General features: G+C 74.0%; 15 protein-coding genes and 5 tRNA genes. 8 read left to right on the forward strand and 12 right to left on the reverse strand.

The annotated features are described in order from the left end of the window. The first annotated feature begins 78 nt into the window (after window positions 1-78). On the forward strand, window positions 79-648 hold the full coding sequence (locus HUT19_RS07710; protein ID WP_176186599.1) for a CGNR zinc finger domain-containing protein: 570 nt from the start codon (window positions 79-81) through the stop codon (window positions 646-648). A gap of 35 nt (window positions 649-683) precedes the next feature. Here HUT19_RS07710 and HUT19_RS07715 read toward each other — a convergent pair whose 3' ends face one another. Both HUT19_RS07715 and HUT19_RS07720 read right to left on the reverse strand, forming a co-directional pair. Beyond that, window positions 684-872, reverse strand: a complete 189-nt coding sequence (locus HUT19_RS07715; protein WP_176186601.1) for a hypothetical protein — start codon at window positions 870-872, stop codon at window positions 684-686. 67 nt (window positions 873-939) lie between these two features. Beyond that, complete coding sequence (locus tag HUT19_RS07720) at window positions 940-1,416, reverse strand: hypothetical protein (RefSeq protein WP_176179741.1); 477 nt, start codon at window positions 1,414-1,416, stop codon at window positions 940-942. Window positions 1,417-1,584: 168 nt separating this feature from the next. Between HUT19_RS07720 and HUT19_RS07725 the strand changes: the two genes are divergently transcribed. Beyond that, the gene (locus HUT19_RS07725) at window positions 1,585-2,097 is read left to right on the forward strand and encodes a DsbA family protein (protein WP_176179742.1); all 513 of its coding nucleotides are present in this window, start codon (window positions 1,585-1,587) and stop codon (window positions 2,095-2,097) included. A gap of 50 nt (window positions 2,098-2,147) precedes the next feature. Here HUT19_RS07725 and HUT19_RS07730 read toward each other — a convergent pair whose 3' ends face one another. From HUT19_RS07730 to HUT19_RS07740, 3 genes are all read right to left on the reverse strand, one after another. Next, a complete protein-coding gene (locus HUT19_RS07730) occupies window positions 2,148-2,993 on the reverse strand; it encodes a GNAT family N-acetyltransferase (protein WP_176179743.1) in 846 nt (281 codons plus the stop codon). Between the two features lie 88 nt (window positions 2,994-3,081). Then, complete coding sequence (locus tag HUT19_RS07735) at window positions 3,082-3,912, reverse strand: aminotransferase class IV (RefSeq protein WP_176179744.1); 831 nt, start codon at window positions 3,910-3,912, stop codon at window positions 3,082-3,084. Beyond that, window positions 3,909-4,979, reverse strand: coding sequence for a chorismate-binding protein (locus HUT19_RS07740; RefSeq protein ID WP_176179745.1), 1,071 nt, complete (start codon window positions 4,977-4,979; stop codon window positions 3,909-3,911). The genes HUT19_RS07735 and HUT19_RS07740 overlap by 4 nt, the downstream gene beginning before the upstream one ends. Window positions 4,980-5,162: 183 nt before the next feature. Here HUT19_RS07740 and HUT19_RS07745 point away from each other — a divergent pair. The 5 genes from HUT19_RS07745 (at window position 5,163) to HUT19_RS07765 (ending at window position 5,588) form a co-directional block, all read left to right on the forward strand. Next, a tRNA-Gly gene (locus HUT19_RS07745) sits at window positions 5,163-5,235 on the forward strand. Between the two features lie 30 nt (window positions 5,236-5,265). Beyond that, window positions 5,266-5,336, forward strand: a tRNA-Cys gene (locus HUT19_RS07750). 1 nt (window position 5,337) lies between these two features. After that, a tRNA-Val gene (locus HUT19_RS07755) sits at window positions 5,338-5,409 on the forward strand. A gap of 24 nt (window positions 5,410-5,433) precedes the next feature. Continuing rightward, a tRNA-Val gene (locus HUT19_RS07760) sits at window positions 5,434-5,505 on the forward strand. An 11-nt stretch (window positions 5,506-5,516) separates the two neighbouring features. Further along, window positions 5,517-5,588: transfer RNA gene (locus HUT19_RS07765), tRNA-Val, on the forward strand. Between the two features lie 85 nt (window positions 5,589-5,673). On the opposite strand, the gene HUT19_RS07770 is transcribed toward HUT19_RS07765, so the two are convergent. The 4 genes from HUT19_RS07770 to HUT19_RS07785 form a co-directional block, all read right to left on the reverse strand. Beyond that, window positions 5,674-5,964 (reverse strand): zf-TFIIB domain-containing protein, encoded by a 291-nt coding sequence (locus HUT19_RS07770; protein WP_176179746.1) that lies wholly within the window; start codon window positions 5,962-5,964, stop codon window positions 5,674-5,676. A gap of 64 nt (window positions 5,965-6,028) precedes the next feature. Then, window positions 6,029-7,105 (reverse strand): phosphotransferase family protein, encoded by a 1,077-nt coding sequence (locus tag HUT19_RS07775; RefSeq protein WP_176179747.1) that lies wholly within the window; start codon window positions 7,103-7,105, stop codon window positions 6,029-6,031. Between the two features lie 212 nt (window positions 7,106-7,317). Further along, complete coding sequence (locus tag HUT19_RS07780) at window positions 7,318-7,524, reverse strand: hypothetical protein (protein ID WP_176179748.1); 207 nt, start codon at window positions 7,522-7,524, stop codon at window positions 7,318-7,320. Window positions 7,525-7,798: 274 nt separating this feature from the next. Beyond that, on the reverse strand, window positions 7,799-8,047 hold the full coding sequence (locus HUT19_RS07785; protein WP_176179749.1) for a hypothetical protein: 249 nt from the start codon (window positions 8,045-8,047) through the stop codon (window positions 7,799-7,801). Window positions 8,048-8,321: 274 nt separating this feature from the next. On the opposite strand from HUT19_RS07785, the gene HUT19_RS07790 reads away from it, so the two are divergent. Continuing rightward, complete coding sequence (locus tag HUT19_RS07790; RefSeq protein ID WP_176179750.1) at window positions 8,322-9,677, forward strand: serine/threonine-protein kinase; 1,356 nt, start codon at window positions 8,322-8,324, stop codon at window positions 9,675-9,677. 83 nt (window positions 9,678-9,760) lie between these two features. Here HUT19_RS07790 and HUT19_RS07795 read toward each other — a convergent pair whose 3' ends face one another. The 3 genes from HUT19_RS07795 to cobT form a co-directional block, all read right to left on the reverse strand. Beyond that, window positions 9,761-10,579 carry an RNA methyltransferase gene (locus HUT19_RS07795; protein WP_176179751.1) on the reverse strand — a complete coding sequence of 273 codons (819 nt, stop codon included), beginning with the start codon at window positions 10,577-10,579 and terminating at the stop codon, window positions 9,761-9,763. Window positions 10,580-10,650: 71 nt separating this feature from the next. Beyond that, window positions 10,651-11,871, reverse strand: a complete 1,221-nt coding sequence (gene cobA / locus HUT19_RS07800; protein WP_176179752.1) for a uroporphyrinogen-III C-methyltransferase — start codon at window positions 11,869-11,871, stop codon at window positions 10,651-10,653. A 106-nt stretch (window positions 11,872-11,977) separates the two neighbouring features. Beyond that, window positions 11,978-15,925, reverse strand: coding sequence for a nicotinate-nucleotide--dimethylbenzimidazole phosphoribosyltransferase (cobT, locus tag HUT19_RS07805; RefSeq protein ID WP_176179753.1), 3,948 nt, complete (start codon window positions 15,923-15,925; stop codon window positions 11,978-11,980). Window positions 15,926-16,070 lie beyond the last annotated feature (145 nt).

A 16,070-nucleotide genomic window follows, 5' to 3' on the forward strand; every position in this document is an offset into this window, starting at 1 on the left:
CCGCGCGCCGCTAGAGTCGGTGAGATCGAGGGGCGGTCCACAAAGCAGCCCCCGACCCGGCCGGTCAGGGAGCCAATGGTGCTGATCAATCACGACACCCGCTGTGCGCTCGACATGGTCGTCGATCTGGTGAACACCGCACCCGAGGGTGCGGACGGAGACGGCCTCGCCGATGTCGAGGCGCTGCGCGGATTTGTCGAGCGCCATGCGATCAGCGACATCGGCACGCTCGGTGACCGTGATCTGACCGCCGTACGGATGGTGCGCTCCCGGTTCGCCGAGGTCTTCGCCGCGGCCGCGGACGCCGGTGGCACCCAGCGCGCGGCCGCACTGCTCAACGCGATGATCGCCGAGGCGGGCACCACACCCCGGCTCACCGATCACGACGGCTACGACTGGCATGTGCACTACTTCGCGCCGGGCGCGTCGGTCGCCGACCATCTCGCGGCCGACTGCGGTATGGCGCTGGCGTTCCTGGTGGTGGCGGGCGAACGCGAGCGGCTGCGGCGCTGTGAGGCCCCGGACTGCCGGCACGCGTTCGTGGATCTGTCGCGCAACCGGTCCCGCCGCTACTGCGACAGCCGCACCTGCGGAAACCGGCTGCATGTCGCCGCCTACCGGGCGCGTCGGCGGGAGGCCGCGGGCTGAGCGGCGGCCGCGGGCCGAGCAGCGTAGCGGCGCACTCACCACCGGTAGAGGTCGTGCACGGCGGTGACGACGAGCAGGGTGCCTATGACCGCCAGGAAGAGCATCAGCGGCGGCTGGGAGAGCGCGAAGAGACAGCCACGTGACTCCTCGCTCGGGGGCGCAGGCGGGCCGTCGATGACAGGGGGGCCTTCGATGGGGGACTGCTCCCCGGGTGTTTGCAGCATCTCTGGCAGATCATGGCGCAGCGCGCACCCCAGTTGCACCATCGTGCCGATTTTGACCGCTAGTTCATCAGATTCCGTGCTTTTTGAGAATCGCTTCGATGTCTGAGAAGTCTTCCGTGTCCGAGCTGGTTCCGGCCTTGCTCTTCGACGGCCCGGACGCCTTGGCGGGCCTGGCCGGCTTGGACGCCTTGCCGCCCGACGCGCCGAGGGCGGGCTCGGAGGCCGCGGGGGCCAGCGCGCCGCCCCGCTCGGCCGCGGCGGCCGCGCGGCGCTCCTGGCGGGCGCCGCCCCGGCGGCGCTCGACGGCCCGGGTCAGCATGAACAGCGCCCAGGAGAGCCCCAGCACGGCGAAGCCCGCCCAGACGGTCGGATTGAAGACCAGATCGGCGATCCAGTCCAGGATGCCGGTCATCGCCAGGCCAAGCGGCAGCAGCGCATAGGCGGCGATCCGGGCCGCGGCCAGGAAACGCTTGCGGTACGCGGTCAGACAGGCGATGCCCAGACCGGCCGCGGAGAGCGCGGCGCAGACGGTGTCGGTCAGCATCGGATCCTCCTGCCGATGGGTGCCGGTCCCTCCATCGTGCACCTCCGAGGGGGGAAGCGGCCACGGCCCGGGCACAGGATCAGGGACATCTCCGGGGAGGACCTCCTCCCCGGGGCCGAGCGCCCTCCGGGTGCCGTACCGCGGCGGCGGGCTGAAAGACTGGCTCCCATGAGCGACACCGACCCCGCACGTCCCGTACTCGATGTGTGGTGCGCATTGCAGTGCCCCGACTGCCGTACCGCGCTGGCGGACCTGCGCGCGCTGCGCGACCGCTTCGGGGACGCCCTGGAGATCCGGCTGCGGCACTTCCCGCTGGAGCGGCACCGCCACGCCCACGCCGCGGCGCAGGCGGCCGAGGAGGCCCTCGCGCAGGGGCAGGGCTGGCCGTACGCCGAAGCCGTGCTGGCGCGCACCGGGGAGCTGGCGGAGCGGGGCGAGCTGCTGCTCGTCGAGATCGCCCGCGAACTGGGCCTGGACGCCGAGGAGATGGACACCGCGCTGATCGACGGGCGGCACATCCTGATCGTGGACGCGGACCAGGCCGAGGGCAAGGCGATCGGGGTGACCGGCACCCCGACGTATGTGATCGGCGGTGAGCGGCTCGACGGCGGCAAGAGCCAGGAGGGGCTGCGGGCGCGGATCGAGGAGATCGCCGCCCGGCTGCTGGACGGGCGTTCCTGACGGCGCGGGGCCGCCCCGGCGGCCACCGCGACCGCCGTCCTGGAGCACGGCTAGAGCAGCGGTTTGCACAGCTGGTACTCGATCGCCTGGTAGCCGAGGGACGCGTACAGCCGCAGCGCCGGGGTGTTGCCGCCGAAGACATGAAGCCCCAGGCTGCGCGCCCCGGCCGCCAGCGTGTCGCGCTCGGCGGCCAGCATCAGGGTGCGGCCGTGACCCCGGCCGCGGTGCTCCTCGGCCACCTCGACGGAGAAGACGTACGCCTCCCCCGTCCCGGCGGCGTCGGCCCGCCCTTCGCGCAGCGCGACCCACAGGGTGCCCACCTCGGCACCGTCGTGGACGAGGACGCGCAGCCAGGTGCCCGGGGTCTCCCGGCCGCGCGGCAGCAGCGTCGCGCAGTCGTGCTCCGCCTTGGCCTCGGCCTGCGGCTCGCTCAGCCCGCGTTCGAGCAGATCCTTGACGTAGTCGGCCCGCTCATGGGCGTACCAGGCCGGGTACTCGGCCTCGGTGAGCGACCTGATCGCGCTGCCCCCGGGGAGCGTGGGCGGACCGGTGAGCGGCTTGACCATGTTGCGGCCGCGCTCGCGGTAGCCGAGGGCGGTGGCGAGCCCCAGAGCGGTGGTGGCCGACGCGGGCACGCTCGCCACCAGCTGGGTGCAGCCCCAGCCGCGCAGCACCTCCTCGGCGGCGAGGGCGGCGACCGTGCCGCGGCCGCGGTGCCGGTCCGCCGCGTCGACGCGGAGGTGCTCGATCCGCCCGGCGGCCGGGCCCAGCAGGGCGTCCGTGGTGAGGCGAATGGTGCCGACGGGGCGGCTGTTGACACACACCTCGTACGAGCGCGCACGCCCGCCGCCCTCGCTGCGCTCTTCGGGCCCGGTGGGCCGCAGGGTGGTGGTCACGTTGGTGTTCTACCGGCCCGGTGCGCGCCCGTCATCAGTTTTTCGTCGGGATCTTCCGCGTCACGGCCGGTCCGCCCCCGGACGGCCGTCACGGGTCGATGTCCGCCGCCGCCCGCTCGGTGAAGATCCGCATGGCCTTGGCGGTGACCGGGCCGGGCGCGCCGGGAACGGCACGGTCGTCCACCCGGTGCACCGCCTGCACATCCCGGGTGGTGGAGGTCAGGAAGACCTCCTCGGCCCGCTCCAGCACGTCCAGCGGCAGATCGGCCTCCTTCGCGCCCACCCACTCCAGGACGAAGGCGCGGGTGATGCCCGCAAGGCAGCCGGAGGCGAGCGGCGGGGTGTACAGCTCGCCGTCGAGGGCCACGAAGACGTTGGAGCCGGTGCCCTCGCACAGGGCCCCGACCGTGTTGCCGAACAGCGCCTCGCTGGCGTCGTGTTCCCGGGCACGGGCGAGGGCGACCACGTTCTCGCCGTACGAGGTGGTCTTCAGGCCGGAGAGCGCCCCGCGCTCGTTGCGCGGCCAGGGAACGGTGACCACGGCCGTGGTGTCGGGCCGCCGGTGGGTCTCGACGACCGCGACCACCAGCGTGGGGCCCTCGGTGCCCCGGTCCGAGCCGAGGGGGGAGAACCCGCCGGTGTAGGTGATCCGCAGCCGCCCGAGCGCCATCGGGTTGGCCTTGAGGACCGTCTCGCAGGCGTGCCGCACCTCGTCCTGGTCCGGTTCCGGCAGGCCCAGGCCGTGTGCGGAGCGGGCCAGCCGCCGCAGATGGCGGGTGAGCGCGAAGGGACGTCCCTCGACGGCCTTGACCGTCTCGAAGACACCGTCGCCGACCGTCAGCCCGTGGTCGAACACCGACACCCGGGCGGTGTCGGCCTCGCGCAGGGATCCGTCGAGCCAGATCGTGAGCGTCGTCATCGTGTCGCCCTTCCCGTCGGCTGCTGTACATCCGACGCTACCGCGAGCAGCCGGGCCGCCTTGAGTTCCGTTTCCTCCCATTCGTCCTCCGGGTCGGAGCCCCAGGTGATCCCGGCTCCGGTCCCGAAACGCAGCACGGCGCCACCCCCGGCCGGACCGGGCGGCGTCCGGTCGATCCAGAACGTCCGGATGCCGACGGCCAGCTCGCCCGCGCCCCGGTCGGCGTCCACCCAGCCGACGGCACCGCAGTACGGGCCGCGGGGCGCGGTCTCCAGCCGCTCTATGGCGCGCAGCGCGCTGGACTTGGGCGCGCCGGTCACCGAGCCGGGCGGGAAGGCCGCGGCGAGCAGTTCCGGCCAGCCCACCCCGGCGGCCAGCTCACCGCGGACCGTGGAGACCAGGTGGACCAGTCCGGGGTGCGGTTCGATCGCGCAGAGCGCGGGGACGGTCACCGAACCGGTGTCGCAGACCCGCCCCAGGTCGTTGCGGACCAGGTCCACGATCATCACGTTCTCTGCGTGGTCCTTCTCCAGCAGGTCCGCCGGGCTCCGCCCGGTGCCCTTGATCGGGCCGGACTCCACGGTGCGGCCGGTGCGGCGCAGGAACAGCTCGGGCGAGGCGGTGGCCACCTCCACCCCGTGGGCGGGCAGCCGGACCGTGCCCGCGTAGGGGGCGGGGTTGCCCAGGGCCAGCTGAGCGGTGAGCGCGTCCACATCGGCCGAGCCCGGGTCGGGCAGCGGCGCGGACAGCACCCGGCACAGGTTCACCTGGTAGACGTCACCGGCGGCGATACGGCGCCGTATGCGCCGTACGCCCGCGGTGTAGCCGGCCCGGTCCAGCGAGGAGGTCCAGTCCCCCGGCTCGGGGCCGCGCCAGGCGCCCGGCACCGGGGCGGGCACGGGTGCGGACCGTACGTCACCGAAGCGGGCACAGACCGTACGGCCCTCGAAATCCGCGACAACGGCCCAGAAACCCCGGGAGTCCAGGGCCGAGGGGTCACTGGTCACATCACGAAGATCAGTGGCGAGGAGGCCGCCGAAGCGGGCGAGAGGGGGCAGGTTGTGCACGGTTGCGAGTCTATGGCGAGCTGGTCACAGGGGCTCCGGAGGGGACGGGAGCGGAGCTCGGGGCGGGACCGCGCCGTGCGAGCAGGGCAGCACGCTGCGGAAACGGAATTTGAGCTGGCCCGGGAATCCGCTAGAGTTCAACACGTCGCCGGGACGCGGGAGCGCCCCGGGAAAACGACACCTGCGGACGTGGCTCAGTTGGTAGAGCATCACCTTGCCAAGGTGAGGGTCGCGAGTTCGAATCTCGTCGTCCGCTCGGAGTGGGGGCGTTCACGCCCCCGCGCTTGGTGGAGTGGCCGAGAGGCGAGGCAACGGCCTGCAAAGCCGTCTACACGGGTTCAAATCCCGTCTCCACCTCGGACGATTAGCTCAGCGGGAGAGCGCTTCCCTGACACGGAAGAGGTCACTGGTTCAATCCCAGTATCGTCCACTGGGGCCCACACGGGCCCCTCTCGCGCGATTAGCTCAGCGGGAGAGCGCTTCCCTGACACGGAAGAGGTCACTGGTTCAATCCCAGTATCGCGCACGCAGTCACGAGGACGATTAGCTCAGCGGGAGAGCGCTTCCCTGACACGGAAGAGGTCACTGGTTCAATCCCAGTATCGTCCACACCGATCGGCAGAGGGCCGGAGCGATCAGCTCCGGCCCTCTGCCGTGTCAGGACCTGTAGGGCCCCCTGTCGGGGCCGGGGTCATCAGGAGGAGAAGAGCATGTGGCCGAAGCCGCGCTGATGCTTGTGGTGGCCGTGATGCCCGTGGTGGCCGTGCTGCGGCGCACCCCAGGCGGGCGCGGCCGGGTACGCCTGGGGGGCACCGGGGGCGGGCGGAGCCGGCGGCATCTGCGGGTTCCACTGCGCCTCCAGCCGGGTCAGCGCCTCCAGCTCCCCGTAGTCCAGAAAGATCCCCCGGCAGCCGCTGCACTGCTCGATCTGCACGCCGTTGCGGTTGTACGTATGCATCGGCGCATGACACTTGGGACACTGCATGGTCCGCTCATCTCCTCAACTCCGGACAAAACGCCGCCGGAACATCCGCCCGGCCGCGGTGAGTTCACCCTACGGCCTCGCTGAGCCGGGCGATGCGGACACAGCCGTCGACCATGGCCTCCTCCGCCTCGTCCAACGCCCGCCGCGCGGCAGCCGCCTTGGCGAGGGCGAGCGCGGCGGTCTGCACGGTGAGCGCACCGGCCGGTACCTCGAGCCGGGGCCACGGGTCGTCCGGCCCCGCCGCGCGGCCGCCCGCGGCACGGTACGCCCCGAGGAACCGCGCCCAGTCCCCGGGCGCGAGCAGTCCGGCGGCGTACCAGGCCGCGGGGCGCGCCAGATCCCAGGCCGGGTCGCCCAGTCCGAGGTCGTCGACGTCGATCAGCAGCCAGCGGCCGTGGTGCCGGACGAGCTGGCCGAGGTGGAAGTCGCCGTGGCAGAGCGCGCCGGGGCCGGATCCCGCCGGCCCCTCCCCGCGCGCCCACCCGGGCAACCCCGCCCAGGCCCGCTCCACTTCCCGCGCGGCGACGGCCAGGTGGGAGTGCGGCGCGGGGGACGTGGTGGCGGTGGCGGGACCGGTGCGCACCGCGGTGCCGGTACGCGCCTCGGCGGGGTGCATCGTGCCGACGGCGGCCGGGACGGTGTCGGCCGCCCGGGTATCCGCCGCGGTGATGACCGCGGCCCGGAGCCGGGCGACGGCGCGGGCCGCCTTGGCCGGGCCGCGCATCGGCGGCAGCGGTCCGGGCAGCGCCGCGGGCGGGACGGTGTGCAGCCGGGCGAGCAGCGTCCCCGCCTCCGCCCAGGGCGCGGCCTCGGGATCGTCCGGCGCCACGGGCTCCCCGTACGGCCACAGGGTGATCCGCCGTCCGTCGGGCAGGGTGTCGGCCTCCGCCAGCGGTGCGAGCAGCACCCCGGCACAGCGGGGATGCGCGGCGGCCCGCAGCCTGGCGGCCAGCGCGGCCGGATCGGCGTCGGGCGCATGGGCCTTGGCGGCGACCGGGCCACAGCGGACGACGGTCCCATCGGCCCGGTCCGCCAGGACGACCGCCACGTCAGCGGACGCGGACTGGGCCTCGGCTCCGGACCCGGCCCCCGAACGGAATCTTCTGACGGCGTCGGCCAACCGCGCCCGCGTTGTGCTCATGGCTCCCCCTGTCGGACGACGTCGTCCGGATCCTAACCAGCGCCGCTCCCCGGCCGGCGGCCGAGCCCGCGGCGGCGCCTGGCCCCGAACGGCGCGATGCCCGGACAGCTCCCCAGCTGTCCGGGCATTCGTGCCGTCCGCCGCACCCCCGTCCCCACGGGGCTGATGGCAGGAAGTCCCCGGCCCAGGCCGCTCTCCTGGACCCGGGGCGCTCAGCGCCCCAGCATTCCCGCCACGGACGACGCTTGTGTGACGACGGCTTCCCAGCCGCCGAAGACGATGCTCAGCAGGACGGCCAGCGGCAGCACCATGGCCGCCGCGACCAAGGGATGACGGGTGCCCGACTTCGGGCTGCCGAACGCTTCGACAACCCGGCGCCGCCACGTCCGGATGACCGAACCTCCAGCCGTGTCCGCCATCGTCCCTCCTCCTTCACATCTGGGGCGGCGAGCGTCTGACCTCGGGGGACGAGTGCTGCGCCCGCCGCTTGACGACAACATTAGGGGCGCACCCAGGTGCTCGGCGTCATGCCTTCGTATCGATTGACGGGCCTCCCGGAGGATGACCCCGGACGGCCCCGAGTACTCCCCTGGGTGGAGACGCGTCCTTGGGACCTGGGGTCCTCCCGGAGGGGTCCGGGGTGCGGCCGCGGGAGCGGCCGGGGTGCGGCCCGCCCCCGGCGCCCTCCGCCCGCTACGCCCCCTCGCCCTCCCCCTCTTCTCCGCCGCTCCGCGGCACCGGCTGCTCCACCAGCGCCAGCACCCGGGTGGACATGAAGCGCGCGGTGCGCACAACGGACCCATTCCGGGTGACTTCGCTCACTTCCACCACCCCGCGCCGGACCGCGGTCTCCACCCGACGACCGGCCCTGCTCGCCGTGACTTCATACGTCCGGGTCGTGTCCCCGGCGTCCACCACTATCTCCACACGGTCACCCTTCACGGTCTCAATCCCCCTTCTGAGACGGCTGCTTGAGATCACGCACACCTGGGCGCGGGCGCGGATCGCCACCTTTCCGGCCCACTTCTCCAGGATCCCAGGGGGCACTGACAATCCGTCGGCCGACGCATGCGCCGCCTCTCAGCGCGCGGGGCCGTCAATCCGTAAGCTGTGCACGTCAGACGGACGGCAGTGGACGGCAGCGGATGGGGCTCCCCACGAGGGCTCAGACCAGGGCCCGGGGAAGGGCCCGCCCCACCGGAGGCAGGGGACGGACATGGCGATGATGCGGCTCCGGCGCGAGGACCCGCGTGTCGTCGGTTCCTTCCGCCTTCACCGGCGGCTCGGCGCGGGCGGTATGGGGGTGGTCTACCTCGGATCCGACCGGCGCGGACAGCGCGTGGCGCTGAAGGTGATCCGGCCGGATCTGGCGGAGGACCGGGAGTTCCGGTCCCGGTTCGCCCGTGAGGTGTCGGCCGCCCGGCGGATCCGCGGCGGCTGTACGGCGCGTCTGGTGGCCGCCGACCTCGAGGCCGACCGCCCATGGTTCGCCACCCAGTACGTACCCGGCCCGTCCCTGCACGACAAGGTGAACGAGGAGGGCCCGCTGCCCGCCGCGCAGGTGGCCTCGATCGGGTCGGCACTGGCCGAGGGGCTGTTGGCGGTCCATGAGGCCGGGGTGGTCCACCGCGACCTCAAACCGTCGAACATCCTGCTCTCCCCCAAGGGTCCGCGGATCATCGACTTCGGTATCGCCTGGGCGACCGGGGCCAGCACGCTGACCCATGTCGGCACGGCGGTGGGCTCGCCCGGCTTCCTCGCGCCCGAGCAGGTGCGGGGCGCGACGGTGACCCCGGCGACCGACGTCTTCGCGCTGGGCGCGACGCTCGCGTACGCCTCGACGGCGGACTCCCCCTTCGGGCACGGCAGTTCCGAGGTGATGCTGTACCGGGTGGTGCACGAGGAGCCCCATCTGATCGGGGTCCCGGACGCGCTGGCACCGCTGCTCCACGCCTGTCTGGCGAAGGATCCGGAGGACCGGCCCAGCACCCTGCAACTCTCACTGCGGCTGAAGGAGATCGCGGCGCGCGAGGCCCACGGCCAGGGCCACGGGTCCGGCCATGGCCACGGGTCCGGCCATGGCCAGGCGTACGGCGGCGGGCACGGACACGGCGGGTCGTACGGCGGCGCCGAGGCCCGGCCCCCCGGGCGGCGCGCCGACCAGTACGCGGATCAGCACACCGAGCGGCGGCCGGGGGGCACTCCGGCCCCCCGGGGGGCGTCGCAGCCGTCCCGGGGTTCCGCGGCGCGGGGTCCGGCGTCCCGGCCGGGGGCCGGTACCGGCGCGGGGCGTTCGACGGGGCGGAACACGCCGGCGCGTCCGGGCGTACCGCGCCGCCGTCCGGGTCCGCCCGCCCGTACCGTGCGGACGACGCCGAACGGGCGGCGTCCCGGCCGTCCGAACCCGCGGCTGATGCGGCAGCGCCTGACCGTGTTCGTGGTGGTGACGCTGCTGGTGGCGCTGGGGATCGCCGCGGCGAAGGGCTGCGAGGGCCCGGCGAACGGACTCGGCGCCCCACCCGGCGGCGCCTCGTCCACGGCCCCGGCCGGACACGACGGCCGGTGGCGTTAGGCCCGGATGGCGCGCTGGGCTCGCGACGTTGGGCCCGGTGGCACTGGACCCGGTGGCGCTGGACCTGGTGGCGCCGCGGCGGATCAGTGCTGGGGGCGGCCCGCGGTCACCGCGTAGAAGGCCACCGCCGCGGCGGCGCCCACATTGAGGGAGTCGACGCCGTGGGCCATCGGGATGCGGACCCATTCGTCCGCGGCCATCAGCGCCTGTGCCGAGAGGCCGTCGCCCTCGGCGCCCAGCATCAGCGCGACGCGGTCCAGCCGGTGCGGGGCCGCGTCGTCGATGCTGGTGGCCTTCTCGTCGGGGGTCAGGGCGAGGATGGTGAAGCCCGCGTCGCGGACCGTCTCCAGGCCGCGCGGCCAGGTCTCGAGGCGGGCGTAGGGAACGGAGAAGACGGCGCCCATCGAGACCTTGACCGAGCGCCGGTAGAGCGGATCGGCGCAGTCCGGTGAGAGCAGCACCGCGTCCATGCCGAGGGCGGCCGCGCTGCGGAAGATCGCGCCTATGTTGGTGTGGTCGTTGACGGACTCCATGATGACGACGCGCCGGGTCCCGGCGAGCAGCTCATCGGCCTCGGGCAGCGGTTTGCGCTGCATGGAGGCGAGGGCGCCGCGGTGCACGTGATAGCCCGTCACCCGCTCGGCCAGCTCAGGGCTGACCGAGTAGACCGGCGCCGGGACGTCCTCGATGACATCGCGCATGACGTCGACCCACTTCGACGACAGCAGCATCGAGCGCATCTCGTAACCGGCCTGCCGGGCGCGTCGGATCACCTTCTCGCCCTCGGCGATGAACAGGCCCTCGGCGGGCTCCCGCTTACGCCGTAGCTCCACATCGGTCAGACCCGTGTAGTCGCGCAGCCGCGGGTCGTCGGGATCCTCGACGGTGATGAGATCAGCCACTTGAGTGATACTGCCTTGTCCTGGTTGCGGTGCCAATGCGGCAGACGCGATTTGCGTTACCCGCGGTTACTTCAGGGGTGGTCGGGGGAGGCGACGGCGACCACCTCACCGATCACCACGATCGCGGGCGGTCGCACCCCCTCGGCCGCCACCGCCTCCGCCACCGTGGCCAGCGTGGCGTCCACCCGCCGCTGAGCGGCGGTGGTCCCCTCCTGGACCACGGCGACCGGGGTGTCCGCGGCCCGGCCGTGCCCGATGAGCGCGGCGGCGATGGCGCCTATCTTCTCCACGGCCATCAGCAGCACCAGCGTGCCGCGCAGCCGGGCGAGCGCCGACCAGTCGACCAGGGAGCTGGGATCGTCCGGTGCCACATGTCCGCTGACCACCGTGAACTCATGGGCCACCCCGCGGTGGGTGACCGGGATCCCGGCGACGCCCGGCACGCTGATGGCGCTGGTCACCCCGGGCACCACGGTGCAGGGGATCCCGGCCTCGGCCAGGGCCTGCGCCTCTTCCATCCCGCGGCCGAAGACGAACGGATCGCCGCCCTTGAGCCGGACCACCGCCTTGCCCGCCTTGGCGTGCTCGATCAGCGCGTTGTTGATCGCCTCCTGGGCCATGAACCGGCCGTACGGGATCTTCGCGGCGTCGATCACCTCGACATGCGGCGGGAGTTCATCGAGCAGATCGCGGGGGCCCAGCCGGTCGGCCACGACCACGTCCGCCTCGGCGAGCAGCCGACGGCCCCGTACGGTGATCAGGTCCGGGTCGCCGGGGCCACCGCCCACCAGGGACACCCGGGGTCCGCGGGCGCGGTGGCGCGGTGCGGCGAGCGTGCCGTCGCGCAGCCCCTCGACCACCGCGTCGCGCACCGCCGCCGAACGCCGCGGGTCCTGCCCGGTGAGCACGGCGACGGTGACGCCCTCGCTGCGCCCGGTGGCCGGGGTCCAGGCCGAGGCCGCCCCGGCGTCGTCGCTGCGCACGCACCACACCCGGCGCTCCTCGGCCTCCGCGGACGCGGCGGCGTTGGCCTCCGGGTCGTCCGTGGTGATCAGGGCGTACCACGCACCTTCGAAGTCGCCCGCGCGGTACCGGCGGCGCTCCCAGCGCACCTCGCCCGCCTCGGCCATCGCCTCGACCGAGGCGGTGGCGGACGGCGAGATCAGCAGGATGTCCGCACCCGCCGCGATCAGCGCGGGCAGCCGGCGCTGGGCGACCTGACCCGCTCCGAGCACAACGACGCGCCGCCCGGAAAGGCGCAGTCCGACGGGGTAAGCGAAGTTCTCGGACATGGCGGTGCGGCTCTCCTCATGCGAATGCCTGCCGCTGCGGCACTGGAGCGGCTGATCAACAGTGGGGCGTGGCCCCCGCGGACACCTTACGTCGCGGGGGCGCGCCTCAGTTCTTCTCCGTGACCCCGGCGGAGTCGAACGTGGCCACCTCGTGCATCGCGCGCGCGGCGCTCTGCACCACCGGGAGGGCGAGCAGCGCGCCCGTACCCTCACCGAGCCGCAGATCCAGGTCGACCAGGGGACGCAGACCCAGCTTGTTGAGGGCCGCGACATGACCGGGCTCCGCGCTGCGGTGCCCGGCGATGCAGGCGGCCAGCACCTCGGGCGCGATGGCCCGCGCCACCAGGGCCGCCGCCCCCGCGCTCACGCCGTCCAGGATGACGGGGGTACGCAGCGAGGCACCGCCCAGCAGCAGCCCCGCCATCGCGGCGTGCTCCAGGCCGCCGAACGCGCACAGCACCCCGATCGGGTCCGCCGGGTCGGGCTGGTGCAGCTCCAGACCGCGCCGTACGACATCGATCTTGCGGGCGTGCATCTCGTCGTTGATACCGGTGCCGCGCCCGGTCACCTCGGCCGGGTCGACGCCCGTGTACACCGCGACCAGGGCGGCCGAGACGGTGGTGTTGGCGATGCCCATCTCACCGGTGAGCAGCGCCTTGTTCCCGGCGGCCACCAGGTCGCGGGCGGTCTCGATGCCCACCTCGAGGGCGCGCAGCACCTCCTCGCGGCTCAGCGCGGGGCCGGTGGTGAAGTCGCCGGTGCCCGCCCGCACCTTGCGCGGCAGCAGACCGGGGGTGGTCGGCAGATCGCTCGCCACGCCCACGTCCACCACGCACACCTCGGCGCCGACCTGGCCGGCGAAGGCGTTGCACACCGCACCGCCGCCCAGGAAGTTGGCCACCATCTGGGCGGTGACCTCCTGCGGCCAGGCGGTGACGCCCTGGGCGTGCACCCCGTGGTCGCCCGCGAAGATCGCCACGGCCGCGGGCTCCGGGATCGGCGGCGGGCACTGCCGCGAGAGCCCGCTCAGCTGCGCGGAGATGATCTCCAGCATGCCGAGCGCCCCGGACGGCTTGGTCATCCGCTTCTGCCGCTCCCAGGCCTCGCCGAGCGCCTTGGCGTCCAGCGGGCGGATGCCCTGCAGGGTCTCCTGGAGCAGATTGTGCGGGTCCTCGCCGGGCAGCGCGCGGCGTCCGTACGTCTCCTCGTGGACGACCCAGGACAGCGGGCGGCGCTTGGACCACCCCGACCGCATCAGCTCCGGCTCGTCCGGGAACTCGTCGACGTATCCGACGCACAGATACGCCACGACCTCCAGATGCTCCGGCAGCCCGAGCGAGCGCACCATCTCGCGCTCGTCGAAGAAGCTGACCCAGCCGACGCCGAGGCCCTCGGCGCGGGCCGCGAGCCAGAGGTTCTCCACGGCGAGCGCGGAGGAGTACGGCGCCATCTGGGGCTGGGTGTGACGGCCCAGGGTATGGCGGCCGCCGCGGGTCGGGTCGGCGGTGACGACGATGTTGACCGGGGTCTCGAGGATCGCCTCGATCTTCAGTTCCTTGAACTGCTTGGCCCGGCCCCTGGGGAGGGACTTGGCGTACGCCTCGCGCTGGCGCATGGCCAGCTCGTGCATGGTGCGCCGGGTCTCCTCGGAGCGGATGACCACGAAGTCCCACGGCTGGGAGTGGCCGACGCTGGGCGCGGTGTGGGCGGCCTCGAGCACCCGCAGCAGCACCTCGTGCGGGATGGCGTCGGACCGGAAGCCGTTGCGGATGTCGCGGCGCTCGCGCATCACGCGGTGGACGGCGGCGCGCTCGGCCTCGGCGTATCCCTCGGCGGGCGGGCCGACGGGGACGGCGAAGGGCACGGGCTCGGCTTCCGGGTCGGCGGCTTCGACGTCGCCGTCCTCGGTGGTGATGCCTTCGGCGTCGTCGGTGGTGGAGCCTTCGTCGGTGGTGGAGCCTTCGTCGGTGACGGTGTCTTCGGCGGTGACGGTGTCTTCCGCGTCGTCGGTGACGGAGCCGGGTGTCTCGGCCTCGGCCGCCGCCTCGGGCTCCGTGCCGTCTTCGGCCTCGGCCGACGCGCTCTCGGCGGGCCGGGGCGTTCCCTCGGGCTCGGCTTCGGGAGCCGCGGCCTCCGGGGTCACGGCCTCGGGTGCCTCGGCGACCTCCTCTGCGACGGCCTCGGGGGCCTCCTCCTCGATGGCTACGGGCTCGGGCTCGGGCTCGGGCTCCGACGACGGCTCGGCCGCCGTTGCCTCCGCCCCGGCGGGCTCCGCCTGCGCGGAGTTCTCCCGCACGGGCTGCTCCTGCACGAGGCCCTGCTGCGGAGCCTCTTCCGGAGCGGCCTCCTCCACGGCGTCCGCCTCGGGCGCCGGGGCCACCGCCTCCGGCTCCACCACCGCTTCACCTGCGGTGGGCTCCTCGGCGACCTCGGCCGCCTCGGCGGGCTGGGACTGATCGTCAGTGACTATCGAGTGACCGGGGTCGACCGCGACCGGCTCCGCGCCGTCCGCGGGCTGCTCCTCGGCGGGCCGCGGCGTCTGTTCCTCCGGCAGCGCGACCTCTTCGGCGGCCGCGGCCTGGTCGGCCTGGTCCACCGGCACGGCCTCCTCCGCCGCCGGGGCCGGTCCGGCCGTGGTGGTCACGGCCTCATGGGCCAGCTGCGCCGGGATCCCCGGTACGGCGTCCGGGTCCGGGGCGGACCGCGCGTCGAACTGTTCGGCGGCCAGACCGGGCTGGACCTGGGCCGGGATACCGACGACCGGCTCCTCGGCCATGGCGGCTTCCGCACCCTGCGTCGCGGCGTGGGGTGCGGGCACATGGGCGGGCTCCATCACGGGGGCGCCGCCCTGCGCCGGGATCGTCGCGCCCGCCGGAGGCGTCTGCCCGGACTCCGGCTCGACGGCCTCCGGCGGCCCGGTGTGCTCCGGGGGCATCGGGGCCGACGGCCCCTCCGCGCCCGGCACCTCCGCGCCCTGAACCGCCTCGGGCTCCTCGGCGCTCTCCGGCGCCGGGGCCTGCTCAAGACCGACCGTTTCTGCGTGCACGGGCTCGGTCCCGGCCGCCTGAACGGACTCGGGTTCCGGCGCGGCAGCGGGCATCGGCTCCGGCTGGGGCTGCGCGGATGGCGGCGCGGAGTCCCACGCCTCCCCCGGCTGCGGAATGTCGGCGAGCTGCGGCCCGGGAAGCGGGGCGGGTTCCTCGGGCTGGACGGCGAAGTACTGCGGCCCCGCCGCGTACTCGGGCGCCGTGGCGTAGTCCGCCTCAGCGGCCCCCACCACGAACCCGCCACCCGCCATCTGCTCCGACTCCGGCTCGGGCCCCGGCCCCGCGGCGTACTCGGCCTGCGGTTCGGCCTGCGGTTCGGGCTGTGCCGCGGGCTCGAGCCGCACCTCGGGCTCGAGCCGCGGTTCGGGCTGCGCCCCGGGCTCGAGAACCGGTTCCGACTCCGCCATAGGCGGCTCCACCTGCGGAGCGGAGCCGCCGTACCGGGCGGCCGCCGGGCCCCGGTCGGCGAGCGAACGCACCACACCGTTGGACGCGTCGGGCATCGGCGGGCCCATGTGCAGCGGGCGCCGCGCGTGGGCGGGCTGCGGCCGGGACTGCTGGACCGGCTGCTGGACCGGCTGCGGCAGCGGCTGCTGACCGGGCTCGGGCTGCGGCTCGGGAGACGGGTGTGCCACCGGCGGGGGCTCGGGCAGCTGCGCACCGGCGTACTCGTCCGCGGCCGGGTCCAGCACACCGCCCTCGTACGTCGTCCCGTGCAGCGGCATTCCGGCCGACGGCTGCTGGTACTGGGCCTGCTGCTCGCTCCAGGCGCCCTGCGCACCGGGCATCAGCAGCAGGTCGTCCTCCTCGCCGCCGGCCTCGTGCGGGTCGAGGTAGGGGTAGGCGGCGGTGCCGGGAGCGCCACCGGGCTGCGACTGCGACTGCGGCTGCTCGATGTAACCGGCGTCGGCGGGCGGGGAATGGACATCCGTGGGGTGCGGGTGTCCGAGTCGTCCGCCTGCGTTCTCCGGCTGTCCCTCTCCCGGGACCTGGCCGGTGTCGGTCATGCGTACCCCTCGCCCATCGCTAGTGCTCCTTCCAACCGCCTACCGCCGAGAGCAAGCCCCGTGAGCAAGAACGAGCGCGCGCCGTGCGCGGCACGTAGCACGCCCGTGGCTTGCCTACCGCGGCCCCGCCAAGAAAGGCACATAT

This window comes from Streptomyces sp. NA02950 (genome assembly GCF_013364155.1).
In the GTDB taxonomy this organism is placed as follows: Bacteria; Actinomycetota; Actinomycetes; order Streptomycetales; family Streptomycetaceae; genus Streptomyces.

Excerpts from the sequence above, each read along its gene's own strand:
- HUT19_RS07790 (WP_176179750.1), top strand. The coding sequence starts at position 8,322 with ATGGCGATGATGCGGCTCCGGCGCGAGGACCCGCGTGTCGTCGGTTCC.
- HUT19_RS07775 (WP_176179747.1), bottom strand. The coding sequence starts at position 7,105 with ATGAGCACAACGCGGGCGCGGTTGGCCGACGCCGTCAGAAGATTCCGT.
- HUT19_RS07770 (WP_176179746.1), bottom strand. The coding sequence starts at position 5,964 with ATGCAGTGTCCCAAGTGTCATGCGCCGATGCATACGTACAACCGCAAC.
- cobA (WP_176179752.1), bottom strand. The coding sequence starts at position 11,871 with ATGTCCGAGAACTTCGCTTACCCCGTCGGACTGCGCCTTTCCGGGCGG.
- cobT (WP_176179753.1), bottom strand. The coding sequence starts at position 15,925 with ATGACCGACACCGGCCAGGTCCCGGGAGAGGGACAGCCGGAGAACGCA.
- HUT19_RS07715 (WP_176186601.1), bottom strand. The coding sequence starts at position 872 with ATGCTGCAAACACCCGGGGAGCAGTCCCCCATCGAAGGCCCCCCTGTC.
- HUT19_RS07720 (WP_176179741.1), bottom strand. The coding sequence starts at position 1,416 with ATGCTGACCGACACCGTCTGCGCCGCGCTCTCCGCGGCCGGTCTGGGC.
- HUT19_RS07735 (WP_176179744.1), bottom strand. The coding sequence starts at position 3,912 with ATGACGACGCTCACGATCTGGCTCGACGGATCCCTGCGCGAGGCCGAC.
- HUT19_RS07780 (WP_176179748.1), bottom strand. The coding sequence starts at position 7,524 with ATGGCGGACACGGCTGGAGGTTCGGTCATCCGGACGTGGCGGCGCCGG.
- HUT19_RS07725 (WP_176179742.1), top strand. The coding sequence starts at position 1,585 with ATGAGCGACACCGACCCCGCACGTCCCGTACTCGATGTGTGGTGCGCA.